Source organism: Micromonospora sp. PLK6-60 (genome assembly GCF_019890675.1).
In the GTDB taxonomy this organism is placed as follows: Bacteria; Actinomycetota; Actinomycetes; order Mycobacteriales; family Micromonosporaceae; genus Micromonospora.
This window is the reverse complement of the sequence record NZ_JAIOAA010000030.1, coordinates 1-25,268: the sequence shown is the minus strand read 5'-3', so window position 1 is coordinate 25,268 and position 25,268 is coordinate 1. Positions and strand designations below refer to the sequence as shown.

Here is a 25,268-nt window from a genome sequence, read left to right as displayed (position 1 = left end):
TCCCTGTTGTCCTTCACGTCCGTAGCCTACGTGCCGGTGCGAGGGGCGGCCCGTCGGCCGCGCCGGTCGTCCCCCCGTCGAACAGGGCAGAACGGGCCAAAGGTACGCACCGATTAGTCCGACACGATGTGGGAAGGGCACGGGTGGAGCGGCACGGGTGGGGCGAGCCGCACTAACCTGGCGGGGTGCGGACTTCGTTGCTGGATGTGCTGTCAGATCGGATCCTCATCGCCGACGGGGCGATGGGCACGATGCTGCATGCGGCCGACCTGACCCTGGACGACTTCGAGGGCCACGAGGGCTGCAACGAGATCCTCAACGTGTCCCGCCCGGACGTGGTGCGCGGCGTGCACGACGCGTACCTGGCCGCCGGGGCGGACTGCGTGGAGACCAACACCTTCGGCGCCAACCTGGCCAACCTGGCGGAGTACGGCATCGCCGACCGGATCCGGGAGCTGGCCGAGGCGGGCGCGCGGATCGCCCGGGAGGCCGCCGACGCGTACACCACGGCGCAGCGGCCCCGGTTCGTGCTCGGCTCGATCGGGCCGGGCACCAAGCTGCCGACCCTGGGCCACGCCCCGTACGCGGCGCTGCGCGACGCGTACCAGGAGAACGCGGCCGGTCTGATCGCCGGCGGCGCGGACGCCCTGATCATCGAGACGTCGCAGGACCTGCTCCAGGTCAAGGCGGCCGTGATCGGGTGCAAGCGGGCGATGGCCGAGCTGGGCCAGCAGGTGCCGATCATCTGCCAGGTGGCGATGGAGACCACCGGCACCATGCTGCTGGGCAGCGAGATCGGCGCGGCGCTGACCGCGATCGAGCCGCTCGGGGTGGACCTGATCGGGCTGAACTGCTCCACCGGCCCGGCCGAGATGGGCGAGCACCTGCGCTACCTGTCCCAGCACGCCCGAGTGCCGATCTCGGTGATGCCCAACGCTGGCCTGCCGGTGCTGACCGCCGAGGGTGCCTACTTCCCGCTGAGCCCGGTGGAGCTGGCCGACGCCCTCGAACGGTTCGTCAACGACTACGGCGTGGCGCTGGTCGGCGGCTGTTGCGGCACCACCCCGGAGCACATCCGGGTCCTCTCGGAGCGGCTGCACGGCGCCACCCCGGTGGCCCGCGAGCCGCGCCCCGAGGCCGGCGTCTCCTCGATCTACCATCACGTGCCGTTCGCCCAGGACGCCAGCGTGCTGATGGTGGGGGAGCGGACCAATGCCAACGGCTCGAAGGCGTTCCGCGAGGCGATGCTGGCCGCCGACTGGCAGGCCTGCGTGGAGATCGCCCGCAGCCAGGCCCGCGACGGGTCGCACCTGCTGGACCTCTGCGTCGACTACGTCGGCCGGGACGGCAGCACCGACATGCGCGAGCTGGCCGGCCGGTTCGCCACCGCGTCCACCCTGCCGATCATGCTGGACTCCACCGAGCCGGGGGTGATCGAGGCCGGGCTGGAGATGCTCGGCGGGCGCTGCGTGGTCAACTCGGTGAACTTCGAGGACGGCGACGGCGAGGGGTCGCGCTACGCCCGGGTGATGCCGGTGGTCGCCGAGCACGGCGCCGCGGTGGTCGCGCTGCTCATCGACGAGGAGGGCCAGGCCCGCACCCGGGAGTGGAAGGTACGCGTCGCGGTCCGGCTGATCGAGGACCTGACCGGCCGGTGGGGGATGCGCCGCGAGGACATCCTGATCGACGCCCTCACCTTCCCGATCGCCACCGGTCAGGAGGAGACCCGGCGCGACGGCATCGAGACGATCGAGGCGATCCGGGAGATCGCCGCCCGCTACCCGGGGATCAACTTCACCCTGGGCGTGTCGAACGTCTCGTTCGGCCTCAACCCGGCCGCCCGCCAGGTGCTCAACTCGGTCTTCCTGCACGAGTGCCAGCAGGCCGGGCTGACCTCGGCGATCGTGCACGCCAGCAAGATCCTGCCGATGTCCAAGATCCCCGACGAGCAGCGCGAGATCGCGCTGGACCTGGTCTACGACCGGCGCCGCGAGGGCTACGACCCGGTGCAGCGGTTCATCGAGGTCTTCGAGGGCGTCGACGCCGCCTCGGCGCGCGCCACCCGGGCCGAGGAGTTGGCCGCGCTGCCGCTGGACGAGCGGCTCAAGCGGCGGATCATCGACGGCGAGCGCAACGGCCTGGAGGCCGACCTGGACGCCGCCATGGCCGGCGGGCGCAGCCCACTGTCCATCATCAACGACATCCTGCTCGACGGGATGAAGGTGGTCGGCGAGCTGTTCGGCTCCGGGCAGATGCAACTGCCGTTCGTGCTCCAGTCCGCCGAGGTGATGAAGACCGCGGTGGCCTACCTGGAGCCGCACATGGAGGCCACCGAGGACGGTGGCAAGGGCCGGATCGTGCTGGCCACGGTCAAGGGCGACGTGCACGACATCGGCAAGAACCTGGTCGACATCATCCTGTCCAACAACGGCTACGAGGTCGTCAACATCGGCATCAAGCAGCCGATCAACGCGATCCTGGACGCCGCGGAGGAGCACCGGGCCGACGCCATCGGCATGTCCGGGCTGCTGGTCAAGAGCACGGTCATCATGAAGGAAAACCTGGTCGAGATGGCGTCGCGCGGGGTCGCGGAGCGCTGGCCCGTCCTGCTCGGTGGGGCGGCACTGACCCGGGCGTACGTCGAGGACGACCTGCGGTCGATGTTCCCCGGCCAGGTGCACTACGCGCGCGACGCGTTCGAGGGGCTGGCCCTGATGGACCGGGTGATGACCGCCAAGCGGGGCGGCGCGCCGGTGGTCGACCCGGAGCGGGAGGCGGCCCTCGCCGCCCGGCGGGCCCGTCGGGAGAAGCAGCGGGCGATGGTCACCGAGTCGCTGCCCGAGCTGGACGACGCGTCGGTGCGCTCCGACGTGGCCGCCGACGTGGCGGTGCCCAAGCCGCCGTTCTTCGGCACCCGGGTGGTCAAGGGCATCCCGCTTGCCGAATACTCGGCGCTGCTCGACGAGCGGGCCACCTTCCTCGGCCAGTGGGGGCTGCGCGGTGCCCGGGGCGGCCAGGGCCCGTCGTACGAGGAGCTGGTGGAGACCGAGGGGCGGCCCCGGCTGCGGTACTGGCTGGACCGGCTCACCTCCGACCAGGTCCTCGAGGCGGCCGTGGTGTACGGCTACTTCCCCGCGTATGCCGAGGGCAACGACCTGGTGGTGCTGGACGAGAACGGCAACGCCGAGCGGGCCCGGTTCTCCTTCCCCCGGCAGCGGCAGGAGCGCCGGCTCTGTCTGGCCGACTTCTTCCGCCCCAAGGGCGACGAGCTGGACGTGGTGGCGCTGCAACTGGTCACCGTCGGGCAGCCGATCAGCGACTACACGGCGAAGATGTTCGCCGCCAACGAATACCGCGACTACCTGGAGGTGCACGGCCTGTCCGTGCAGCTCACCGAGGCCCTCGCCGAATACTGGCACCGGCGCATCCGCACCGAGCTGACCCTGCCCGGCGGCGGCACCGTGGCCACCGGAGACCCGGCCGACCTCGCCGGCCTGCTGCGCAACGACTACCGCGGCTGCCGGTACGCGTTCGGGTATCCGGCCTGTCCGGAGCTGGAGGACCGGGCGAAGATCGTGGACCTGCTCGGCGCGGAGCGGATCGGGGTGCAGCTGTCGGAGGAGTTCCAGCTGGTGCCGGAGCAGGCCACGGACGCGATCGTGGTGCACCACCCAGAGGCGAACTACTTCAACGCCAAGTGAGGCCGGCAGGCGCTCTGACCTGCGGTGGAGCGCCTGCAACAGGCCCGATTTGCATGATCATGCCGTCTTCAGGCCGTCGGGGGCCTGCGGGTCGTCGGCGAAGGCGTGGTCGATCGCGCGGCGGGTGCGGTCCCGCTTCCAGACGCCCCGGTTGAAGGCCGTCCGGTCCAGCGTCGTCCCGGCCGGGGTCGTCAGGTAGGGCCGCTGCGGTCCGCGAGGCATCGGCGACACCTCCGGCTGAATGATCACTACGGTGAGCGGGACTGGCCAGCAAACGACAGGTCAGGATGCATGGACCGCCGGAGAGGGCCATGGACCACCGTCAGCAAATCGAGCTCCCCAGTAGAACGGGTTGAGCTCGAGAAGAGTCCGTGCTGTCCATCCGGATGGGCTGGATGGATCGGCGACGCCCACCTGAACCTCCGGCCCCCACAGGGCGAGGCGCTCCTGGCAGATTCCGCACGGTGCGAGTACGAAGACGTCGCTGCTGCCAGCCTCTCTTCCCACGCACACCGAAGCAGTGACCCGCTTGTTCAGCGTGTACGCCTGGCAGATGGCTCCGGTTTCATGACAAAGAGTGACCCCGGCGTTGAGATTGTCGAGGCAAACGCTGGTCAAGATCTGATCGTCCTCAAGGTAGACCGTAGCTGCCCCGCCGTACTCCTCAGCCGGCCATCGGCGGTTCATCTGCTCAACGGCTGCATACTGCGCCATGACCCCGGTGACCGCGCAGCTCTCGACGAGTTGGACGACGCAGTCGGAGAGGCAGAGCGCTTCCTCGGCTTCTACGAAGCAACGCTCTCGCAGCGAGGGATCCGGCGGCCGTACTGATACGGCGGCGACCGGCGGCAGCTCACCTCGAAGACCACCTCAGTCGGACCACAGCAGCGACGAACATGTCACCACCGTCAGGTTACGAGACGTCCCTTAGAGGGCAGAAAGCGGCGAGATGCGCAGTCACCAATAAGGTTGATGCCTACTTAGGGCACGTTTACCATGACCTTCCGCTATCTCGCCGGAGGAGTCATGAGGTCTACGGTAATCGATGTCACATCACTCGCCGGCATCGAGTCCATCAGCCGTGGATCGTCCATCGATCCTTGGGCCACCCGAATTGGCGGCAACCTGGTCGACCTCTTCGTCTTTAGCGACACCGTCGCCTACCCGCTTCCCACGTCATCACGGTCGGAGCTGCAGGCTTCCACGCTCTGGATCATCGACCGAATCAATAGCCGCGACTCCGACTCTCTTGTGCCGCTGCCGTACTCCACCGACACGATCGCTCCCGTCTCCGAGCAGCTCCTCGAGGACTGCATCGCGCAGTTCATGGGCTGGTGCGGCGCGAACCCGCGGAAGGCCGCTCAGTGGATGAAGCTGCATCAGGAGAGCTGGGTCAACGACTGGCACAACGAGCGCTTCCCGCACCTGTACAGCTTCGATGTGCAACGGCTGGCCGGCCGCCCAGACATCAGGGCCGCAGCCCTGCGACTCAGCGTCCCGGTCGCAACGCTGCTGTACACACTAGATGTGGTCTTGCGCTATCCCATGTTAGGTCGCCTGGCCGGTGAGGACCGGCCCTACCTGAACCACCCGGTCCGCTCCTCGATCGCCCACCCTACGCTGGCCGCTGATACTGGGCAGGCCCCCGTGCCACTTGGTCCGATCTCGTTCTCTAGCACGGTGGCATCGATGATGCGGTCGATGACGCTGGACGAGTATTGCGTGCTGCTGCACGAATTGCGCGGTGCCGTGCGTGATTTGGGCATTCACCGGGTCGCGCCCGGACAGGTTGAGTCGGAAGTTGTCCGCGAGCTCGCAGCTCGGGTTGCGCTGCCCGCGAAGCTGGGCGCCTTCGAGCGTCGGCTGGCACTCGCCGCCGGCGTGCTCGGCGGCGCCGCCTCGACGCCTGTCGTGGGTCCGGCTGGCCCGATTCTGGGTGTCGGGCTGTCTATCGCGCAGTACTACTGGAGCGGGAACCTGCCGCGTGCCGCCTCCCGCGTCCGGTGGCTGCGGTGGGCGCTTTCCTGGGAGATCGAGTCACAGGCACGTGACTGACCAGATCGGAACCACAGTGAACACTGTCAGACCGTCGACCAGCGGTGCGATCAACACCGGACCGCCATGCCGATTTCTGGGGGACAACTGGCCCTCGCGACGACGGTGGAGCCCAAGATCATGCCGTCTGCAGGCCGTCTGAGGTGAACCAGCGGTGACCAACGACGACAACTGACGGCAGGTCCCGGTGTAGGTCAGCGGCCCTTCGGTCCGGTTGGCGGTGGTATGCCGATCACTGTTCACATTGCAACGCCAGGTGATCGCCGCAGACGCTCCGAGCTGAGTCGGAGCGCCTGAAACGATGGTTGCCGAGGTCGCACCTTCTCCAGGCCATCCGATACCAACGGCTCGAGGTGGACGGTCGGTCGTGCTGTTGCGCGCCTCGCTTCCAGGTGGCGCCGCGCTGCTGGCCTTGGATGTCGGTCGGTGGCTAACATCCTGGCGGGCCAACGGAGAAGAGGCAGTGATGTCGGCTGACGAACGCCGCTACCATCGTCGAGTCCGCGTCGAGGCGATCGAGCAATGGTCTCGGAAGGGGATCAACACACCTCGCCAGATGCTGCCCATTGAGAAGGACTTCAATGAGCGGTTGAAAAGGACCGGGAGTCGCCTTTTCGTTCCGTTGCCCGTACATTACTCGGACGACGTGACATACAATATCCAGATCTCTTATTTGATCGACGCATTTGATGCCCTGTCGGCTCGGCCGGACATTGCGTTCGACTCCACGTGGAAGGCGTTCGAGTCGGCATTGCAGCAGAGCGAAGCCCTCTCCGCCGGCGGCAATACCACCGATCGCCTCAGGATGCTGGCGGAGCAAGGGTTGGGCGAGGAGGCTCTGGCCCCGCTCCTGTCGAATCCGCCGGCGCAGACGTGCGAATACCTCTTCGAGCGCGTCATCGTGCCTCCAGCCGACCAGCAGGCAGTCCGGGCCCAGAGGAGGCTGGCCGGCCAAGCTCCTTTTCGCGATGCACTGACCAGCTTTGTTGTCCTGGTGCGAGGCAAGTATTGTGATTCGGGGGCCGGTCCTGACAGCAAGCGGCGCGGCGCCATGCTGTTGCGCCGCGCGCTGCGAGGGGACCGGTTGGTGGTGGGGTCGGAAGAAATCTGTCTAGATTATCCACACCGTATTCACCTGTTGATGAGTGGCCTGCTCTATACCGCCCGAAACGAACGTTTCCATGGAACGTCCTTCTCCCCGTTTGTCAGCAGCGCTGCGACGCTGCGTACCTATTGCCACCCGCACTTCCTGTTCCTGGGCGCCTACGCGCTGCTCCATCTACTCTGGACCATCCCAAATTCTTCTGGAATTCGATTGTCGGTCGAGGAGGTGAGTTCGAGCATCAACGAGAACATCGAGGAAGCGGTCAGCTTCTATGGACGCCACTGGCTTAGGTGACTTCGCGGAGATCGCGTTGCCATCCTCTGCGGGCAGGCGGTCACCTTGCGGGGAGAAGGAGCCCCATGCCGTCGTGGGGGGAAGGTGAGCGGCGTCCTGCGCGTGCAGGGCGAACGCCTGGCGCTGGCCCTGCGAACCGATCGCCCCGAGTGACGCGGTGATCGGCCACAGTGCCTCACGCGGGTCTCGCGACCCCCAGCTCCACCAGGCACCCCCAGCCGACTGCGGCCACCACCTCCCGTTGCACGACCGCGAGGGTGGCCGCCTTGACCAGGCCGACCCCTCGGGCCCGCGCCACTGTCGCCGGGTCGACCCCGCCGTAGCTGTCGTACGCCGTCGCCACCGCCGCGGCCGGCAGCAGCAGGTGCAGGAAGCCGAGATCCACGGCCGGGTCCGCCCCGCAGATGTCCGACCAGTCGATGATGCCGCCGAATTGTCCGTCGACGGAGATCACGTTGAACGGGTGCAGGTCGGCGTGGGCCCAGACCCGCGCGGCGTCGTCGGGCACGCCGCTCGCCCGGCGCCATAGGGCGGCTGCGGCGTCCAGGTCCACCACCAGCCCGCGGCCCGCGCCCACCGCCGGCAACTTGGGGAGAACCTGCCGGAGCGCCGGCTCGCGCGCGGCCAGTGGGATGCTCTGCTCGGAATTGAACGGCGCGTCAACCGGTGCCGGTTGGTGGATCTCGGCCAACGCCCGCCCCAGTGCCGGCGCCGCCGCCGGATCCAGCGGCCGGTCGGCGGCCAGCTCGCCGGGCAGCCACGAGGTCACCGCCCAGCCCCACGGATATCCCGCTCCGGGCCGACCCTCGCGGACGATCCGCTGGGTGGGGAAGGTCCACCGCTCACCGAGCTGCCCGACCCACCGGATCTCCGACTGCAGCGACGCGGCCGAGGCTCGGTGCCGCGGCATCCGCACCGCGAGATCGTCTCCGAGGCGGAACACCGCCATGTCGAAACCCTCGAACGGCTCGGCGATCTCCCGACCTGCCAGGTCGGGATGCTGCTCTGCCAGCAGCGTACGCACCACTTCCCGCGAGATCGACGCTTCTGCGGGCGGGGGTGCCAAGTGGACGACCAATTCCCCGTCACCGCCGTCGGAAGCTCGCCCTACCGGACCCGGATCGGTCATGGGTGGCAAGCGTACGAGAGGGATGCGTCTGTCCGCTGCCCCGCCACGGTGATCGTGAATGCTCCCGCGCTCCCGCGCTCCCGCGCTCCCGCGCTCCCGCGCTCCCGCGCTCCCGCGCTCCCGCGCTCCCGCGCTCAACTTCGGGGAAGTTGCTGCCTCCTGCCGCCGGGAGGCAGCAACTTCCCCGAAGTTGCTGGCTCGGCCTGCCGGGGTCAGCCCTTGCCGTGCTTGGATAGCTAGTGTCCTACTTAACCAGAACAATTTGCGACGGCCGGCAGAGGATGAGGAGAGCGCACGAGGTGATCAACTTTCATGTCGACCGGTCCAGCAGCGTCCCCGCGTACGCGCAGTTGGTGCGGCAGGTGCGCGAAGGTCTGCGGATCGGGACGCTGCGGCCCGGGGACCAACTCCCCACCGTGCGTAGCGTGGTGACCTCCTGCACGGTCAACCCGACCACCGTGCTCAAGGCGTACCGGGAGCTGGAGCTGTCCGGCCTGGTGGAGGCGCGGCAGGGGGCGGGCACCTTCGTCAGCGGCACCCTCGGCAACGCGGATCCGCATGTCATGGCCCGCCTGCGCGGCAGCCTGGCCCGCTGGCTCGACCAGGCCCGCGAGGCCGGTCTGGAGGACGAGGACGTCCAGGCCCTGCTCGCCTCGGTGATCGTGGAGAACTCGACGCGCCGCGCCCCGGCGGGCGGCGACCGGACGCCGGCGCCGGACGCCGGAATTCAGGGGAAGGAAGGCGCCGCATGAGCGAGCAGTCCGTCGCCGTGGCGGCCCGCGACGTCAGCCGGCGCTACGGCAGCGTGTGGGCGCTGCGGGAGTGCAGCTTCGCACTGCCCGCCAACCGCATCGTCGCGCTGGTCGGCGCGAACGGCGCGGGCAAGTCGACACTGATGAGCATCATCGCCGGCACCCTGGCGGCCACCTCCGGCTCCCTTCTGGTCCATGGCCGGCCGGTGGTGCGGGGCGGGCCCACCGACGGCGGGAGCCGGGTCGCGATCCTGGCCCAGGACAAGCCGCTGTACCGGGACTTCAGCGTGTCGGACATGCTCCGCTTCGGCCGGTCGACGAACCGCGTGTGGGACCAGCGGCGGGCCCTGTCGTGGCTCCGGCGCTTCGACATCCCGCTGGACCGTCGCTGCGGCAGGCTGTCCGGCGGGCAGCGGGCGCAGGTCGCGCTGGCCGTCGCCCTGGGCTCCCGCCCGGCGGTGCTGCTGCTGGACGAGCCCCTCGCCAACCTGGACCCGGTGGCCCGCACCGAGGTAACCGGCGAGATCATGGCGGAGGCCGCCGACAGCGACATGACCGTCATGCTGTCGACCCACATCATCGCCGAGCTCAGCGGCGTCGGTGACCATCTGCTGCTGCTCGACGCGGGCCGGCCCGTGCTCACCGGCGACGTCGAGGAGTTGCTCGACACTCACGTACGGCTGACCGGTCCCCGCGCGGACCAGCCACCGGGCCCCGGCGCGATCGTCCAGGCGCGGCACACCGAGCGGCAGTCCACATTCGTCCTCCGGCGACCGTCGTCACCGGCCGCGCACGCCGTCGTCGCGCCCGGCTGGACCGCCCAGCCCGTCACCCTGGACGAGCTGATCCTGACCTACCTCAAGGCCGCGGCCGCGGCCCACCACGATCTGGAGACGGCGGCATGAGCCCGGTCACCGAAGCGACCGCCACCAAGATCCAGGACGATCTCGGGTACGCCGGGGGCGGCTTCCGCGGCCTGCTGTGGCTGACCTGGCGGCAGCACCGCTGGGCGCTGATCGGCACGCTCGTCCTGGCCGTGATCCTGGTGGGCTGGATGACCTACCTGTCCGTGGTGTTGACGGACCTGTGGCACCAGTGCCACCAGACGTACTGCCCGGAGAGCTCCCCGCAGGGCCTGCGGCTCGGCGGGTCCTCGCCGCTGGTGCTGACCATGGGCGCCCTGTCCCGGCTGGTGCAGTACATGCCGCTGCTGATCGGCGTGTTCGTCGGCGTCCCACTGCTGACCAGGGAACACGAGCAGCGGACCCTGCTGCTGGCCTGGAGCCAGGACGTCTCCCCGCAGCGCTGGCTGTGGACCAAGCTGGGCATCCTCGGCCTGTTCGTGGCGGTGGTGACCACGGCCGTCGCCGCCGTCAGCGACCACCTGGAGCGCATGCAGACGCTCGTCGCCCCGGGAAACCTGTTCGAGTACGGGCCGTTCCTCAACACCGGGATGCTGCCGGTGGTGATCAGCATCTGCTGGTTCGCGGTGGGCGTCGCACTCGGCGCCGCGATGAGACGCACGCTGCCCGCCGTGTTCGGCGTGATCGTCGGCTTCATCGGCCTGACCTACCTCGTCCAGTGGCGCTATCCCACCCTGATGACGCCGTTGTCCGCGACCCGGCAGGTGGGTGGGCCGGACGACGGCCTGCTGCGCGACAACGCCCTGGTCGTGAAGGGCGGCATGATCGAGTACGGATTGGACGGTCCGTCCGGCGCGTTCGACGCCTCCGGGCGCCAGCTCAGCGGCGTCGAGCTGCAACGCCTCTGCCCGCCCGACAACGGTGCCGGCACGACGCTCTCCTGCTTCGCGGACCACCATCTTCAGCAGCACCTGCTGTACCAGCCGGGCAGCCGGATCCTCGAGTTCCACCTGATCGTCGCGGCCGGCTACCTGGGCCTGACCGCGGTGGCCCTGCTCGCCGTCTGGTGGATCGTCCGTCGCACCAACCTCACCGCGGGCTGACCCCTGCCATCCACGTGTGAGGGGTTATGCGGCGAGGGGCCGCTCGATAGCGTGGTGTGACGGCGGCCCGGGTGCCGATGGCGCATCCCGCGCTACGAGGAGGTCGGGATGGATTCCTTGCCGGAGTTGACGTTCGGGCAGCGCCTGAAGGTCTACCGGGAGCGGTCCGGGAAGACTCGGGCGGTGCTCGGCGGGTTGGTGGGCCGCAGCGCCGAATGGGTCAAGGCGGTGGAGACCGATCGGATCCTGCCGCCCCGTATTCACATGCTGGATCGCATCGCGCGTGCCCTCAAGGTCGACGTGTCCGCGTTGGCCGGAGAGTTGGGCGACCGGTCCGCCGTGGTCAACGGGCCAGAACATCCGGCGCTGGCGTCGGTCCGGGACGCCGTGAACCGCTTCATGCCCATCGACGAGGATGCCGTCGAGTCGTTGACCAGCCTGAGGCAGCGACTGGCGGTGGCATGGCGGGCACGCCATCAGGCGTCGGATCACCGTACGGTGCTGGGCGGGTTGTTGCCGGGGCTGCTGCGGGACGTGCAGCGCGCCGCGTTGGCGTACGAGGGTGACGAGCGCCGGCAGGCGCAGGCCCTGTTGGCGGAGACGCTCGGGCTGACCCAGATGTTCCTTGCCTACCAACCGGCTGCCGAGCTGTTGTGGCGGGTGGCGGATCGGGCGATGGTGGCGGCGCAGGAGTCCGGTGATCCGGAGGCGGTGGCCTGCGCGGGTTGGTTCTTGTGCCAGGTGCACCGGGACGCCGGTGACTGGGACACGGCGATGGCGGTGACCCTGGACGTGTTGTCGGCTGTGGAGCCGCGCACGGCCGACGGGAGCACGAACCTGCTGGCGTTGTGGGGGGCGCTGAACTTCGAGGCGGCCTACACCGCTGCCCGTGCCGGTGAGGAGGGCCGGGCCTGGCGGTACTGGGATCATGCGGACCGGGTGGCCCAGCGCCTGCCGCTGGGCTTCTACCAACCGCAGACCTCGTTTTCCCAGGTCATCATGGGCGCTCACGCGGTGACCGTGGCGGTCGAGTTGCAGAAGTCCGGGGAGGCGGTGCGGCAGGCCCGGCGTCACGACGCGGCGGCCATCCCGTCGAGGCCCCGCCGGGCACGCCATCTCATCGAGGTCGCGCGGGCGCACTACGGCAAGGACGACAAGGAAGCGGCCGTGGCGACCCTCCGGCGGGCGTACGAGGCGGCGCCGGAGACGATCCGTTTCAACGGGTACGCCCGCCAGATCACCCTGGACCTGCTCGACGGCCCGCGTTCCACCCGCGACGACGCCCGCGACCTCGCGGTGAAGGTCGGGCTCCTCGCCTGATCAAGGGGGTAAGAACCCTACCCATTCCGCCCTGCGACCCACCGTAGCTTTCTGCTCACGGGATGCGGCGAGCGGTGCGGGTTTCGCCTGGTCGTCGCGTCCCTCTCAAGGTCGAGGGCGAGGGGACGGCACGTGCGGCGCGTTTCGTATGACGAATACCTTTCGGCCGCCGCGCTGACTTTCGCCCGCAGACATCGGCCGGTGTGGTCGTGGCGGCGGTGGCGGCGCGTCTGCCGCTGTGGGGCTGACCTGCCGTGCCGTGCCCGGCACCGGATTCCGATCGACCGTGGGCACTGGCCGCAGGCGGGTGAGCAGTGAGCGGCGGGCAGGAAGAGGCGATCCTCGCGGTGCACGTCCGAGGACTCGACGGCATGTGCGCCGGCTGCCGAGCGTGGTGGTCGCGGCTGGTGCCGTACCCGTGCTGGCAGGTGGATTGGGCGACCAGCCGGCAGGCGCGGACGATCACCACTCGTTTCCTGGAGGGTGTGCGGTGACCACCCACGGCCCGGTCATGCCCATCTGGAGCTGCGGAGGCTGCGACCTGCCCTGGCCCTGCCCCACGCGGAAGCGGGAGCTGCGGGCGGAGTATGCCGCGGCTCCGGTGTCGCTGGCCCTCTACCTCGGCTCCTACCTCGTCCAAGCCACCAAGGACATGGGTTGGGCGCCGGCCGGCGTGCTGCATCGCCGATTCCTTGGTTGGACGCGCGAGCCCGCGAGTTCGTCTTTCTTCTACGACGAGCGATAGTCCGCGCGACTGGGGGTGACGCCGGTGGCCCGCCGACGGCAGGCCCCGTCACCGGTAATTCCGTTTGTCGTCCCACCGACCGCTGCCTACCGTGTGGCCATGCTCTCCCCACACCTGTCGGTGACCTTCGACGCGCACGACCCCGCCCGCCTGGCGGAGTTCTGGGCCGCGGTGCTCGGCCGGGAGGTCGTCGACGATGGCGGCGCCGCGCTGGTGCCCGGCGACGACACCCAGCTCGGCCTCCGGTTCGTCGCGAGCCAGGCGCAGCGGGTGGGGATGAACCGGATGCACCTGCACCTGACCAGCGCCAGCGACGCCGACCAGCGGGACATGGTGGCGCGGGTGCTGAGCCTCGGCGGCGGTCACCTCGACGTCGGGCAGCGCCCCGAGGAGGGGCACGTCGTGCTGGGCGATCCGGAGGGCAACGAGTTCTGCGTGATCGAGGCGGGCAACGCCTTCCTCGCCGGGTGCGGCCCGCTCGGGGAGCTGGCCTGCGACGGCCTGCGGGAGGTCGGCGTCTTCTGGAGCGCGGCGCTGGGCTGGCCGCTGGTGTGGGACCAGGACGGCGAGACCGCGATCCAGTCCCCGTACGGTGGCACGAAGGTCGCCTGGGGCGGCCCGCCGGTGGCCCCGATGCGGGGGCGCAACCGGCAGCGTCTCGACCTCACCCTGGCCGGCGGCGACCCGCGGGCGGAGGTCGACCGGCTGGTCGCGCTGGGAGCCACCCGGCTCGGCACCGGCGCGGACGGTAGCGTCGCGCTGGCCGATCCCGGCGGCGAGGAGTTCCGGGTGTCATTCGGCTGAGCGCCCGGTCGGAGGCCGGCCGGTGAGGCGCTCCAGCTGCGCGACGATGGTCTCGACCGGTGCCGTGGCGTCGAGCTCCAGGGTGGCGGTGGCGCGGAGCAGGGGTTCGACCTCGGCCAGGTGCCGCAGGATGGCGGCCCGTTCCGCGGGCCGTTTGCCGTACGGGTTGGTGGTGCGGGCGGCGACCCGGGCCAGCAGCACCTCGGCCGGGGCGCTCAGCAGGACCACGTGGTCGAACGACGGATAGAACCGGCCCTGGTTGCTCTTGCAGCCGGCGACGAACAGGTCGCCCGTGTGGTGCGTGGCGAGCAGTTCGGCGATGACAGGTTCCCGCCAGACCCAGTCGCGGGAGCCGTCGGGCAGGGTCACCCAGTGACTCCACCGGTCGGTGTCGGTGTCGACGGTGCGGTGCCCCCGGGCGGCGAGGGCCGCCAGCGCGGTCGACTTGCCGGTGCCCGACATCCCGGTGACCAGGACGGTCGCCATCGGTCGATGGTACGGCGGGTCGGGCCGGCGCGAACGCCGGCCCGACCGTAGTGGTGCTGGGGATCAGCGGTTGGCGCCCACCGCCGCCGGGGCGGGCCAGCTGCCGGAGAAGACCCCGGAGGTCGCCGCGGTGCGCACGGTGCTGGCGAAGTTGCGGTCGACCTGCGCGGCCTCGGCGGAGCTCGGGTACGGGTTGGTGCAGCTGGTGCCGGCGCTGCCGCCGGACATCAGGATGGCGCAGTTGCCGTTGTAGTTGTCGGGCAGGCCGAGGATGTGCCCGATCTCGTGCGTCATGATCCGCAGCGGGGAGTACTGCTGGGCCTGGTAGTAGTCGATGACCACGCGGCCGTTGCCGAGGCTGGTGCGCTGGGCGTACGAGCCACCGCCGTAGGTGTAGTAGATCATCAGGTTCGAGCCGCACTGCGCCATGTTGATGTTGGCGGTGTAGTTGTTCCAGATGGTGGCGGCCTGGTTGGCGTAGCTGGCGAACGGCCCGGCCTGGCTGGTGTTGTAGCAGACGTTGCGGATGGCCGCGGAGGCCGGCGTCGCCTCGACGGCGACGGCACCGAACGCCGCCATGGTGGTGGCGGCCAGGGCGGCGAGGACTCGGGACAGCTTGGGCAGACGCATCGCTCACGCTCCAGGGGGAATGGGTCGAGCGGGGACGAGGCCAGCTTAGTAATCGTTAGGCATCGATATCAAGCATCGAGGGAAATCAATTAACGGCGAGGGCGCGACCGGTGGGTCGCGCCCTCGATCGGTGGCCGGGTCGGTCAGTACGCGTACGTCACGGAGACCGTCGTGCTCGGGCAGTTGTTCGCCCAACTGGTCAGGGCGCTCTTCTCGGCACTGTCCACGGTGAGCCGCCAGCGGATCTTCACCGCCACCCACTCGGCGACGTAGCGGCAGCGGGCCGACGCGTACGGCGGCAGCCAGGTGGCCGGGTCCTGGTCGCCCTTGGCCTGGTTGACGTTGTCGGTGACCGCCGCCAGCGAGCGGTAGTCACCGAGGTCGTTGGCGAACGCCTGGCGGCGGCTGGTGGTCCAGCTGCGCGCACCGGAGTCCCACGCCTCGGCCAACGGCACCATGTGGTCGATGTCCAGGTCGCTGGCGAGCGTCCAGTAGGCGTTGTCGTAGTAGGAGTACCAGCGCCCGCCGGACAGGGTGCACGTGCCGCTGATCGTGGGCCGGGTGACGGCCTCGGCGAGCAGCACCTCGTTGCGGGTGTGGCAGCCGTTGCCGTCCGCGTCGATCCAGTGCGGGAACAGGTCGCGGCTGTAGCCGGTGCGTACCTCGGTGGCGACGGACATGCCGGCGACGGCGGTGGTCAGCGAGGCGGAGTAGCTGGCGGCCCAGGCCGGTTGGGCGAGGCCGAGGGTGGCGGCCAGGACGGCGGCGAGGGTGGCGGCCGTGGCGCGCAGGGTACGGGTCATGATGGCTCCGTGGCATCGAGAGGGTCGAGGGTGGGCCCGCTCAATGTATAGACGGAGATAGAAGTAACGGTCTAGCTCGACCTGGGTGAACAGTCCGTGACCCGAGGCCCGCCGCGCCCTACCGCCGGCCGCGCTCGGCCGGCCGCCGCTGCCGCCACCCGTGCGCCACGGCGGTCACCCCCAGCACGGCGAGGACGGCGGCGACCGCCACCGCGACGAGCAGCCGGTGTTCGGCCGCGGCGACGTCGGCGGCGTGCTGCTCCACCAGGTGCGGTGGCGCGTCCTGGTGGGGCAGCGACGTGCCGGCCAGATCGGCGAAGCGGATGCCCGGCAGGACACAGGCGGCGATGAGCAGCAGGATCCCGACGACCAGCGCCGGGTGGGGGCGTGACATCGACCAAGGATGCCACGCTGGACGGCGCTACCGTACCGATCGCCCGGATCGTCGCGGCCGGCCCACCATCGCCGGCGGGGTCAGGGCCAGGCCCGGGCCTGCGCGTCGAAGAGCGCGGGGTCGCTCTCCACCGGCAGCACGCAGACCAGATGACCGCCGGGCACCCGCAGCACCCGGCACTCCTGCCACTGCCCGACCTGGACGGCGCCGAGGCCGAGCAGCCGCCCGGTCTCCGCCACCACGTCGTCGGTCTCGATGTCGAGGTGGATGCGGGGCGCGTCGTCCACCGACTGCACGGCCGCGACCAGCCCGGGCAGCGCGTCGTGCAGGGCGATGAACTGCGGCGCGCCCGGCTCCGGGCGGGCCGGCGCCCCGAGCGCGGCCGACCAGAACGCGGCCGCCGCGTCGGCCTCGTCGCGGGGAGCGTCGATGAGGATGGCGTAGAGCCGGCTGCGATGCATGCCGGGCAGGATATCGGCGGACAACGACACCCGCGGGCCCCGTGGCGCGGCCGGCCGGTCCTACCGCCCGGGTTGGCGGCCGAGCGCGACGGTGAGGCCGATCGCGACGGCGCACGGGCCGAGGACCATCGCCGCCACCGCCGGCCCGCCGAGCACCCACGCCGCGACCCCGCCGACCAGCGCGACCGCCAGGGCGACGCCGACGACCGTCCACTGGGTACGGGTCAGCTCGACCGCGCCGGGCCGCACCGAGTACCGCCGTTCGTCGTCCATGATGGCCGGTGTGCCCGCCCGGCGCCGGCGGCAATCCTCAGCGGGTCACGTCGTGCGCGTGGTGCAGCACGTCGTGCAGGAAGTACACCGCGAAGCGGCGCACCGTGAACAGCGACCCGTTGCTGCGTCGCCCGGGGCGCTCCCACTGGTCGGGCCGGACCGCGTCGAAGGCGGCGGCGGTCGCCTCGGCCTCGGCGGCGAGCTGCCCGGCGACCGTGCCGGGGGACTGGTGGTGGTAGTTCCCGGCGACGGCGGCGGCGTCCTGGTCCCAGTCGGCGAACGTCGGGTCGTCCTCGTCAAGCATCAGCTCCAACCGCTGCCGGAAGATCCGGCAGGTGTCCCGCACGTGGCAGGCATACTCGACCGGGGACCAGACCGTCGGGGCCGGCCGCCGGCCGGCGTCCGGGCGGGCCAGCGCGGCCCGCCAGTGCGGCACGGTGGCCCGCAGCCGCGCGCCGGTGGTCTCGGCCGGCGGCGGGGTGAACCCGCACTCGTCGCAGCCCCGGTCGATGACGAAGGTCCAGTCGGCGGTGTCCGGTGGGATCGCCACCGGGCCGTCGGCCGCGTCCAGCGCCCGCAGCGCCGCGGCCCGGCTCCCGGCCGCCGCGGGCAGCAACGGCAGCCGTACGTCGGGGGTCGGGATCCGGCCGTGGGCGTGCAGCACGGCCTTGACCACCGTGGGGTTCGGCTCGGCGAACAGCGCCGCGGCCAGCGTGGCCAGCCGGTGCCCCAGCGGCCGGGCGCGGGCCGCGTCACCGGCGCGCCACGCCTCGACCAGCTCCGCGAACCGGGCGGTGGCCAGGTGCGCGGAGGCGACGATGCCGCCGTGCGCGCCCAGCGCCAGCAGCGCCGGCAGCACCAAGTCGTCCCCGCCGAGCAGCGCGAAGTCCGGCGGCGGGTCGGCCAGCAGCGCCACCGTGGTCGGGTCGATGCCGCCGACGGCGTGCTTCACCCCGACCACGCCGGGGGTGGCGGCCAGCCGGCGCAGCGCGTCCGCCGACAGCGGCTGCCCGGTCCGGTGCGGGACGTGGTAGGCCACCAGCGGCACCGGGCTGAGGGCGGCCAGCCGGGCGAAGTGGGCCAGCACCCCCGCCTCGCCGGGGCGCAGGAACGGCGGCACCAGGGTCAGCGCGGCGGTGACCGCCGGCAGGTCGGCCAGCGCGCGCAGCTCCGCCGGGCTGTTCGCGCCGACCAGCAGCGGCGCGGAGCGCTCCCGGCACACCCCGGCCACCGTGTCGAGCACCGCCCGCCGCTCGTCGCCGGTCAGCGCGCCGGGCTCGCCGGTGGTGCCCAGCGCCACCAGCCCGGTGGCGCCGTCGTCAAGCGTCCGGCGGGCGAGGGCGGAGAGCGCGTCCAGGGCCACCGCCCCGGTCTCGTCGAACGGGGTGATCAGCGGAACGAACAGGCCGGTCAACGTCATGATCCCAGCGTCGGCGATCCGACCGGTCAGCACCAGTTCCGATTCCTCACGGCAACCGTAAGCTGAGCTTATGCTCGACGTCCGTCGCCTGGTCCTGCTGCGCGACCTCGCCCACCTGGGCACCATCGCCGCCGTGGCCGACGCCCACGCGTACACCCCGTCGGCGGTGTCCCAACAACTGGCCGCCCTGCAACGCCAGGCCGGGGTGCCGCTGCTGGCCCGCGCCGGCCGGCGGGTCACCCTCACCGCCGCCGGCGCCGCCCTGGTCGGCCACGCGGAGACCGTGCTGGCCGCCCTGGAGTCGGCCGAGGCGACGCTCGCCGCCGCCCGCGCCGGGCTGTCCGGCACGGTACGCATCGGCGCCTTCCCCAGCGCGGTACGCACCCTGCTGCCGGCCGCCCTCGCCGCCCTGGGCCGTGACCATCCGGCGCTGGACCTGATGGTCAGCGAGCTGGACCCGACGGCCGCGCCGGCCGCGCTGCGCGAGCGCCGCCTCGACGTGGCCCTGGTGCACGACTACGACGCCGTGCCGGTGCCGCCCGAGCCGGCGCTGGAAGCCGAGCCGCTGCTCACCGAGACGGTCTACCTGGCGGCCGCCGCCGACCGGCCGCCCCTGCCGGCCGACAATCCCGTCGCCGCCACCCGGGCCGACGACTGGGTGCTGGGCAGCCCGGGCACCCTCTGCCACACCATGGCCGTGCGCGCCTGCGAACTGGCCGGCTTCACCCCGGCCGTACGCCACCACGCCGACGACTTCACCGCCGTGCTGGCGCTGGTCGCCGCCGGCCAGGGCGTGGCGCTGGTGCCCCAGCTCGGGGTGGACGGGCCGCCACCGGGGGTGCGGCTGATCCCGCTGGCCCTGCGGCGCTACACCCGGGTGGCGTACCGGCGGGGCGCCGGCGGGCACCCGGCGGTGGTCGCCTGCGTCACGGCGCTGCGCGCCTCCACCGTCGCCTACCTGGACAGTCAGCCGGCGGGCGGCGCCGCCCCCACAGGCCGGCCGCCGCGGCGTACCGTTTCGTCATGACGACGGTGCTGGTGACCCTCGCGGTGCTCGCCGTGGCCGCGGCCGCGGTGCTCGGCTACGTCCGGCTGCGGGACCGGCGCCGGTCTCCAGGCGACGAGGACGCGGCGGCGGTCCGCGCCGCACGGGCCGAGCGGCACCGGCGGGCGGCCGAGCGGGAGCACGCGCAGCACGACGGCTGGAACCGGGGCGGTCACGGCTTCACCGGCTGAGCGGTCAGCGGCGCAGGTCGGCCCCGGCGGCGGCGAGCACGTCCCGCCAGGTGCGGGTGTGCCAGGCGGCGGAGCCGTTGAAGATCTGGTCGAGGAGCCCGGGTCCGCCCGCCGGCCCGGGCGCCGGGCGGACCGCCCAGAACGCGGTGACCGCGCGCCGCTGCTCGGCCGATGGCTCCGGCGAGTTGTCGGCGCCCCGCCCGACCAGGGCGTAGCGCCGCCCGTCGACGGTGAGCAGCAGCGTGCCGAGCCGGGACAGCCGGCCGCGGACCCGCCCGGCGGGCACCGCGAACAGCTCCCCGCCGCCGGCGTCGCGGGCCCGCAGCCACCCGTCGTCCAGGGTCATCGCCACCGGCACGCAGCGCCGGCCGATCCAGATGCTTCGTCGCCAGTAGACGATGCTCGCGTGCGCCACCCGACCGGTCACCGCCGCACTGTACGCGGGCGGTCGACCGGTGAACCATCGGCACCGCGCCTTCGTGATCACGGGTGGGCATCATCGGCACCTGCCCTGGGTAATGCGCTGGCACATCGATTCGGCCGGGGAGGCGACCGTGGGGGAGAAGGCGGGACGTGCACGGCGGGGACCGCTCGCCGGGTTCCTGGTCGCCGCGGTGGTGGCCGCCGGCTGCGCGGTGGGCGGGGTCGACGGCGGCGAGCCCGGCTCCGACGGGCCGGCGGAGCCCCGCCGGTCGGCGGCGGCCCCGGAGGACTCCGGGTCCGACGGCCCGGGCGCCGACGGCACCACCAGCGTGGCCGAGTTCAAGCGGGACATGAACGGCGCGGTCGGCACCGCCCAGGAATACTGGACCGCCCAGTTCAAGGCGTCCGGGGAGCAGTTCCGGCCGATCCGGCGGGTGGTCGCCTACCAGCGGGAGGGCGAGCTGGCCTGCGGCGACCAGCCGCTGCCCCGCAACAACGCCGTGTACTGCTCGGCCGGCGACTTCATCGCCTACGACGTCAACTGGTCGGTGGCGGCGTTCCGGCAGATCGGCGACGCGTTCCTGTTCTACCTGCTCGGCCACGAGTACGCCCACGGCGTGCAGGTGCGCCTCGGCATCCGCTACAACTTCACCATCCAGCAGGAGTTGCAGGCCGACTGCATGGCCGGGGCGTACCTCGGCGACTCGGTCCGCGCGAAGACCCTCACGCTGGACGACGGCGACCTGGACGAGCTGCGCGACGGGCTGCTCGCGGTGGGCGACGACCCCGACCAGCCCTGGTTCGCCGAGGGCTCGCACGGCACCGCCGAGCAGCGCACCGAGTCGTTCTTCCGCGGCTACGAGCGGTCGCTGGACGCCTGCGACCTGGGCTGAGCGCGCCGGCGGGCGGGAAGAGGGCTGCGTCACCCCGCGCCGGGACACCCGGCGTCGCCGGCGGCCCGGCTGGCAGGATCGGCGAGGTCACGCCGCACCCCGGGAGGATCCGCTGAGCAGCCCGCACCCCGCCGCCGTGCTCTTCGACATGGACGGCACCCTGGTCGACAGCGAGAAGCTGTGGGACGTCGCGCTCACCGAGCTGGCCGAGACGTACGGCGGCACGCTCTCCGACGCCGCCCGCCGCGCCATCGTCGGCACCAGCATGGCCGTGTCGATGCGCATCCTGCACGACGACCTGGGCCAGCCGGAGCGGGACCCCCAGGCCAGCGCCGCCTGGATCGACGCGCGGATCCTGGAGCTGTTCCGCACCGGCCTGCGCTGGCGGCCCGGCGCGCTGGCCCTGCTGGGCGCGGTACGCGCCGCCGGCATCCCCACCGCGCTGGTCACCTCCAGCACCCGCCCGCTGGTCGAGGTGGCCCTGGACACCCTCGGCCGGGACAGCTTCGACGCGATCGTCTGCGGCGACGAGGTGACCGCCGCCAAGCCGCACCCCGAGCCCTACCTGACCGCCGCCCGGCTGCTCGGCGTGCCGATCGCCCGGTGCGTGGCGATCGAGGACTCCCCGAGCGGGGTGGCCAGCGCGCTCGCCGCCGGCGCGGCGGTGCTGGCGGTCCCGGCGGAGGTGCCGATCGCGCCGGCCGACGGCGTACACCAGCTGGCCAGCCTGACCGCCGCTGACCTGGAGCTGCTGGCCGCGCTGCTCGGCGAACCGCCGGCCTGACCGCGAACGCGCGAGGGGCCCCGCCGGGCGGCGGGGCCCCTCGTCGTCACCGGCTCACTCGTGGGCGATCGCGCCCAGCACGTTGATCCGGGCTGCCCGGATCGCCGGCACCACCGCCGCCGCCACCCCGACCACGGCGGCCAGGCCCAGCATGACGGCCATCTGGGTCCACGGCAGGTGCAGGTCGGTGATGCCCTCGTCGCGCAGCGCACGGACCACCGCCGCACCGAGACCGGTGCCGACCACGACGCCCAGCAGCGCGCCGAACACCGAGATCACCACCGCCTCCACGGTGATCATCCGCATGGTCTGCGCCCGCCGCAGGCCGATCGCCCGCAGCAGCCCCAGCTCGCGGGTCCGCTCCAGCACCGACAGCGCCAGGGTGTTCACGATGCCCAGCACCGCGATCACGATGGCCAGCGCCAGCAGGATCTGGATCATCTGCAGTGGGGTGTCCAGCATGCTGGTCTGCTGCTTGATGAACGCCGCCCGGTCGGCGACCGACACCTCGGGGCTGTCCGCCAGCAGCCGCTCCACCTGCGGCTGCACGTCGGCGACCCGGGTGCCCGGGGCCAACTGCACGAAGCCCTGCGACGGCTGCGGGATGGCGAAGTCCTTCGTCGCCTCCACCGGCAGCATCACCGGGTTGGTCAACTGGGAACTCTCGTAGATGCCGCTGACCGTGAAGGTGCGCGTCTCGCCCCGGGACAGCTGCACGGGAACCTGCGAGCCGACCGACACGTTGCGGGACTTGGCGGTGTCCGAGCTGAACAGCATCTGGTCCGGGCCCAGCCGGCTGATGTCACCGGCGGTGGCCCGCGCCCCGAAGATCCGCTCCAGCGCGGACACGTCGCTCGCCGCGCCCACCCAGGTGCGCTTGCCGCCGACCACGGCCATGTCGCCGTACTCGCCGTCGACGAGCTGCACGCCCGGGATCTTCGCCGCCTCGGTCAGCACCGACGGGTCGAAGGTCGCCGGCCGGGGCCCGCTCTGCGCCCCGGCGATCACCAGCTCGGCCTTGATCCGGTCCTCGGCCAGCGCGCCGATGCTGCCCTTGGCCGAATCCAGGATGACCGTCACCCCGGTGACCAGCGCGATGCCGACCATCAGGGCGGCCGCGGTGATCGCCGTGCGGCGCGGGTTGCGGCCGGAGTTCAGCCGGCCCAGCTTGCCCGGCACCGACCAGGCGAACAGCGACCCGAGCAGGCCCACCACCGGCCGGCTGATCAGCGGGGTCAACAGCGCCACCCCGATGAACGCGAACAGCACCCCGCCGAGGATGACCGCGAGCGTGTTGCCGCCGGCGTGCCCGTCGAGCCCGACGAAGAGCAGCACCGCGCCGACCGCGGTGACCAGCGACCCGGCGACGGTGACCTTGGTCAGCGGCCGGTCCGGGTTCGCCACGTCCTGCATGGCCGCGATCGGCGGGATCCGCGCCGCCCGGATCGCCGGCAGCAGCGCCGCCACCACCGTGATCAGCAGGCCCACCCCGAGCGCGCCGATCACCGCCGCCGCCGGCACGCCCAGCCCGGCCAGGGTCAACCCGCCGGCGAGCTTGCCGAACAGGTACGCCAGCAGCGCGCCCACCCCGATGCCGGCGGCCAGGCCGAGCAGCGAGGCGATCAGGCCCACCGCGACAGCCTCCAGCACCACCGAGCCGACGATCTGCCGGCCGCTGGCCCCCAGCGCCCGCATCAGCGCCAGCTCCCGGGTCCGCTGCGCCACGATGATCGAGAAAGTGTTGAGGATGAGGAAGGTGCCCACCAGCAGCGCCACCGCGGCGAAACCGAGCAGCACCTTGTTGAAGAAGTCCAACCCCTGCTTCAGTCCCGCCGCCTGGTCGGCGGCGGCCTGCTCGCCGGTCTTCACCACGTAGTCCGCGCCGAGCGCGGCGGCCACGTCGTCGCGCAGCCGCTGCGGGGTCACCCCGTCGGCGGCGCGCACCGTGATGGTGGTGAACACGTCCGGCTTGCCCAGCATCAGCTGCTGCGCGACCGGGGTGGTGAAGGCGACCTGGTTCACCCCGCCAATCGAGTCCCGGCCACCGCTGTAGCCGAAGACCCCGACCAGGGTGAACTCCTTCTTCGGCGCCAGGGTGAGCACGCCCACCCGGTCACCGACCTTGACGTTCGCCGCCTGCGCCAGGGCGGCGTTGACGACGATCTCGTCGTCGGCCCGCGGCTCCCGCCCGCCCGGCCGCAACTCGACCAGGTCGCTCTCGCCGAGCCAGTTCTCACCCAGCTGCGGCGGCCCGAACGAGGTCACCACCTTGCCGTTGCTGCCGATCAGGCGGGCGCCGTCGGCGCTGACCACCCCCACGGCCTCGGCCACGCCCGGCACGTCCCGCCGGACCCGCTCCACCGCGGACGCCGGCAGCGGCGCGGCCACCTGCTCGCCCTCGGTCTCGCTGAGCGCCACCTTCGGCTTCGCCGACACGGTGACGTCGATGTCGGAGAAACCGTCGGCGAAGACCGCGTCGAAGGACCGGCCCAGCGTGTCGGTCAACACGAACGCGCCGGAGACGAACATGACACCCAGCACCACGGCCAGGCCGGACAGGACCAGGCGCACCTTCCGCGCCAGCAGGCTCTTCATCGTCGCCCGGAACATCAGCGCGACCCCCGTCCCGGGGCCGGCGCCGGCCCGGACACCCGCGGCATGCTCACGGCCGACCCACCTCGGCCCCGGTGTCCAGCTTCTTCATCGTGTCCAGCACGGTGTCCGCGGTCGGCTCGATCAACTCCGAGACGATCTGCCCGTCGGCGAGGAAGACCACCCGGTCGGCGTACCCGGCGGCGGTCGGGTCGTGGGTCACCATCACGATCGTCTGGCCGTGCTCGCGCACCGAGTCGCGCAGGAAGGCCAGCACCTCGGCGCCGGAGCGCGAGTCCAGGTTGCCGGTCGGCTCGTCCGCGAAGATCACCTCGGGGCGGCCGACCAGGGCCCGGGCGCACGCCACCCGCTGCTGCTGGCCGCCGGAGAGCTGGGCCGGGCGGTGCGTCAGCCGGTCCCGCAGCCCGACCGTGTCGATCACCGTCTCGTACCAGGCCGGGTCGGGCTTGCGGCCGGCGATCGACAGCGGCAGCAGGATGTTCTCCTGCGCGGTAAGCGTCGGCAGCAGGTTGAACTGCTGGAAGATGAAGCCGACCTTGTCCCGGCGCAGCTTCGTCAGCCCCGAGTCACCCAGCCCGGTGACCGTGGTGTCGCCGATGGCCACCGTGCCCCGGGTCACCGAGTCCAACCCGGCCAGGCAGTGCATCAACGTCGACTTGCCCGAGCCGGACGGCCCCATGATGGCCGTGAACCGGCCGCGTTCGAACTCCGCGCTCACCCCCCGCAGCGCGACCACCTGGGCCTCGCCGCTGCCGTACACCTTCCACACCTCGTCGGCCCGGGCTGCCACCCCGGCCTGCCGACCCACCGTTGCGGTCACGTTCGTCTTCCCTCCCGCGTTTCACGCGCACACCGCCCCCGCTGGTCGGTGCGGCAGTTACATCCTCTGTGCCGGCGGGCGTCGACCCGTCCACCTGACGGGGGACCCGCGGCGGATTTTCCGCTGCGGGACGGCCCTGATACGGACTCAGGGTCATCCCC

The 25,268-nt window shown here is 71.8% G+C and carries 26 protein-coding genes and 2 pseudogenes; 14 read left to right on the top strand and 14 right to left on the bottom strand.

Annotated features, from left to right (window positions below):
* Positions 1 to 185: 185 nt before the first annotated feature.
* On the top strand, positions 186 to 3,701 hold the full coding sequence (gene metH / locus K7640_RS29225) for a methionine synthase (protein WP_222958174.1): 3,516 nt from the start codon (positions 186 to 188) through the stop codon (positions 3,699 to 3,701).
* 57 nt (positions 3,702 to 3,758) lie between these two features.
* Here metH and K7640_RS29220 read toward each other — a convergent pair whose 3' ends face one another.
* Both K7640_RS29220 and K7640_RS29215 read right to left on the bottom strand, forming a co-directional pair.
* A complete protein-coding gene (locus K7640_RS29220) occupies positions 3,759 to 3,923 on the bottom strand; it encodes a hypothetical protein (protein WP_222958173.1) in 165 nt (54 codons plus the stop codon).
* A 60-nt stretch (positions 3,924 to 3,983) separates the two neighbouring features.
* Positions 3,984 to 4,415, bottom strand: a complete 432-nt coding sequence (locus K7640_RS29215; RefSeq protein ID WP_222958172.1) for a cytidine deaminase — start codon at positions 4,413 to 4,415, stop codon at positions 3,984 to 3,986.
* Positions 4,416 to 4,697: 282 nt separating this feature from the next.
* On the opposite strand from K7640_RS29215, the gene K7640_RS29210 reads away from it, so the two are divergent.
* Together K7640_RS29210 and K7640_RS29205 are read left to right on the top strand one after the other, a co-directional pair.
* Positions 4,698 to 5,756, top strand: a complete 1,059-nt coding sequence (locus tag K7640_RS29210; protein WP_222958171.1) for a hypothetical protein — start codon at positions 4,698 to 4,700, stop codon at positions 5,754 to 5,756.
* Positions 5,757 to 6,123: 367 nt separating this feature from the next.
* Positions 6,124 to 7,155: a hypothetical protein gene (locus tag K7640_RS29205; protein WP_222958170.1), complete on the top strand. Its 1,032-nt coding sequence runs from the start codon at positions 6,124 to 6,126 to the stop codon at positions 7,153 to 7,155.
* A 175-nt stretch (positions 7,156 to 7,330) separates the two neighbouring features.
* On the opposite strand, the gene K7640_RS29200 is transcribed toward K7640_RS29205, so the two are convergent.
* Positions 7,331 to 8,179 carry a phosphotransferase gene (locus K7640_RS29200; protein ID WP_222958169.1) on the bottom strand — a complete coding sequence of 283 codons (849 nt, stop codon included), beginning with the start codon at positions 8,177 to 8,179 and terminating at the stop codon, positions 7,331 to 7,333.
* A 404-nt stretch (positions 8,180 to 8,583) separates the two neighbouring features.
* Between K7640_RS29200 and K7640_RS29195 the strand changes: the two genes are divergently transcribed.
* From K7640_RS29195 to K7640_RS29170, 7 genes and pseudogenes are all read left to right on the top strand, one after another.
* The gene (locus tag K7640_RS29195) at positions 8,584 to 9,036 is read left to right on the top strand and encodes a GntR family transcriptional regulator (protein WP_222958168.1); all 453 of its coding nucleotides are present in this window, start codon (positions 8,584 to 8,586) and stop codon (positions 9,034 to 9,036) included.
* A complete protein-coding gene (locus K7640_RS29190) occupies positions 9,033 to 9,941 on the top strand; it encodes an ABC transporter ATP-binding protein (RefSeq protein WP_222958167.1) in 909 nt (302 codons plus the stop codon). Before K7640_RS29195 ends, K7640_RS29190 begins: the two co-directional genes overlap by 4 nt.
* Positions 9,938 to 11,002 carry an ABC transporter permease gene (locus K7640_RS29185; RefSeq protein ID WP_222958166.1) on the top strand — a complete coding sequence of 355 codons (1,065 nt, stop codon included), beginning with the start codon at positions 9,938 to 9,940 and terminating at the stop codon, positions 11,000 to 11,002. Before K7640_RS29190 ends, K7640_RS29185 begins: the two co-directional genes overlap by 4 nt.
* Positions 11,003 to 11,110: 108 nt before the next feature.
* The gene (locus K7640_RS29180; protein WP_222958165.1) at positions 11,111 to 12,322 is read left to right on the top strand and encodes a helix-turn-helix transcriptional regulator; all 1,212 of its coding nucleotides are present in this window, start codon (positions 11,111 to 11,113) and stop codon (positions 12,320 to 12,322) included.
* 314 nt (positions 12,323 to 12,636) lie between these two features.
* A complete protein-coding gene (locus K7640_RS29175; RefSeq protein WP_222958164.1) occupies positions 12,637 to 12,816 on the top strand; it encodes a hypothetical protein in 180 nt (59 codons plus the stop codon).
* Positions 12,813 to 13,031 (top strand): annotated as a pseudogene (locus tag K7640_RS30915) (hypothetical protein); the annotation flags it as partial. The gene K7640_RS29175 and the pseudogene K7640_RS30915, both read left to right, overlap by 4 nt.
* A 135-nt stretch (positions 13,032 to 13,166) precedes the next feature.
* Positions 13,167 to 13,871, top strand: coding sequence for a VOC family protein (locus tag K7640_RS29170; protein WP_222958163.1), 705 nt, complete (start codon positions 13,167 to 13,169; stop codon positions 13,869 to 13,871).
* Here the strand turns inward: K7640_RS29170 and K7640_RS29165 are convergent.
* The 8 genes and pseudogenes from K7640_RS29165 to K7640_RS30505 all read right to left on the bottom strand — a co-directional run.
* Positions 13,860 to 14,357, bottom strand: coding sequence for an AAA family ATPase (locus tag K7640_RS29165; RefSeq protein ID WP_222958162.1), 498 nt, complete (start codon positions 14,355 to 14,357; stop codon positions 13,860 to 13,862). The genes K7640_RS29170 and K7640_RS29165 overlap by 12 nt on opposite strands.
* Positions 14,358 to 14,420: 63 nt before the next feature.
* Entirely contained in the window at positions 14,421 to 14,987 is a 567-nt protein-coding gene (locus K7640_RS29160) for a snapalysin family zinc-dependent metalloprotease (RefSeq protein ID WP_222958161.1), read from the bottom strand.
* A gap of 143 nt (positions 14,988 to 15,130) precedes the next feature.
* On the bottom strand, positions 15,131 to 15,790 hold the full coding sequence (locus K7640_RS29155; RefSeq protein WP_222958160.1) for an HNH endonuclease family protein: 660 nt from the start codon (positions 15,788 to 15,790) through the stop codon (positions 15,131 to 15,133).
* Positions 15,791 to 15,908: 118 nt separating this feature from the next.
* Positions 15,909 to 16,184 carry a hypothetical protein gene (locus K7640_RS29150; protein WP_222958159.1) on the bottom strand — a complete coding sequence of 92 codons (276 nt, stop codon included), beginning with the start codon at positions 16,182 to 16,184 and terminating at the stop codon, positions 15,909 to 15,911.
* An 80-nt stretch (positions 16,185 to 16,264) separates the two neighbouring features.
* Positions 16,265 to 16,645 (bottom strand): VOC family protein, encoded by a 381-nt coding sequence (locus K7640_RS29145; protein WP_222958158.1) that lies wholly within the window; start codon positions 16,643 to 16,645, stop codon positions 16,265 to 16,267.
* 60 nt (positions 16,646 to 16,705) lie between these two features.
* Positions 16,706 to 16,918 carry a hypothetical protein gene (locus K7640_RS29140; protein WP_222958157.1) on the bottom strand — a complete coding sequence of 71 codons (213 nt, stop codon included), beginning with the start codon at positions 16,916 to 16,918 and terminating at the stop codon, positions 16,706 to 16,708.
* Between the two features lie 37 nt (positions 16,919 to 16,955).
* On the bottom strand, positions 16,956 to 17,354 hold the full coding sequence (locus tag K7640_RS30510) for a DinB family protein (RefSeq protein WP_308042849.1): 399 nt from the start codon (positions 17,352 to 17,354) through the stop codon (positions 16,956 to 16,958).
* A 138-nt stretch (positions 17,355 to 17,492) separates the two neighbouring features.
* Positions 17,493 to 18,338: pseudogene (locus K7640_RS30505) on the bottom strand (dihydrodipicolinate synthase family protein); the annotation flags it as partial.
* Between the two features lie 70 nt (positions 18,339 to 18,408).
* Here K7640_RS30505 and K7640_RS29130 point away from each other — a divergent pair.
* Together K7640_RS29130 and K7640_RS29125 are read left to right on the top strand one after the other, a co-directional pair.
* A complete protein-coding gene (locus tag K7640_RS29130; protein ID WP_222958155.1) occupies positions 18,409 to 19,365 on the top strand; it encodes a LysR family transcriptional regulator in 957 nt (318 codons plus the stop codon).
* Positions 19,362 to 19,574, top strand: a complete 213-nt coding sequence (locus tag K7640_RS29125) for a hypothetical protein (protein ID WP_222958154.1) — start codon at positions 19,362 to 19,364, stop codon at positions 19,572 to 19,574. The genes K7640_RS29130 and K7640_RS29125 overlap by 4 nt, the downstream gene beginning before the upstream one ends.
* Before the next feature lie 4 nt (positions 19,575 to 19,578).
* Here the strand turns inward: K7640_RS29125 and K7640_RS29120 are convergent, their stop codons facing one another.
* Entirely contained in the window at positions 19,579 to 20,001 is a 423-nt protein-coding gene (locus K7640_RS29120; protein WP_222958153.1) for a hypothetical protein, read from the bottom strand.
* A 127-nt stretch (positions 20,002 to 20,128) separates the two neighbouring features.
* Here K7640_RS29120 and K7640_RS29115 point away from each other — a divergent pair, with 127 nt between their 5' ends.
* Together K7640_RS29115 and K7640_RS29110 are read left to right on the top strand one after the other, a co-directional pair.
* Entirely contained in the window at positions 20,129 to 20,890 is a 762-nt protein-coding gene (locus K7640_RS29115) for a neutral zinc metallopeptidase (protein WP_222958152.1), read from the top strand.
* A gap of 136 nt (positions 20,891 to 21,026) precedes the next feature.
* Positions 21,027 to 21,674 (top strand): HAD family phosphatase, encoded by a 648-nt coding sequence (locus K7640_RS29110; RefSeq protein ID WP_308042842.1) that lies wholly within the window; start codon positions 21,027 to 21,029, stop codon positions 21,672 to 21,674.
* A 54-nt stretch (positions 21,675 to 21,728) separates the two neighbouring features.
* Here the strand turns inward: K7640_RS29110 and K7640_RS29105 are convergent, their stop codons facing one another.
* Positions 21,729 to 24,284 (bottom strand): ABC transporter permease, encoded by a 2,556-nt coding sequence (locus K7640_RS29105; RefSeq protein ID WP_222958151.1) that lies wholly within the window; start codon positions 24,282 to 24,284, stop codon positions 21,729 to 21,731.
* A gap of 52 nt (positions 24,285 to 24,336) precedes the next feature.
* On the bottom strand, positions 24,337 to 25,107 hold the full coding sequence (locus tag K7640_RS29100; RefSeq protein ID WP_222958150.1) for an ABC transporter ATP-binding protein: 771 nt from the start codon (positions 25,105 to 25,107) through the stop codon (positions 24,337 to 24,339).
* Positions 25,108 to 25,268: the final 161 nt, after the last annotated feature.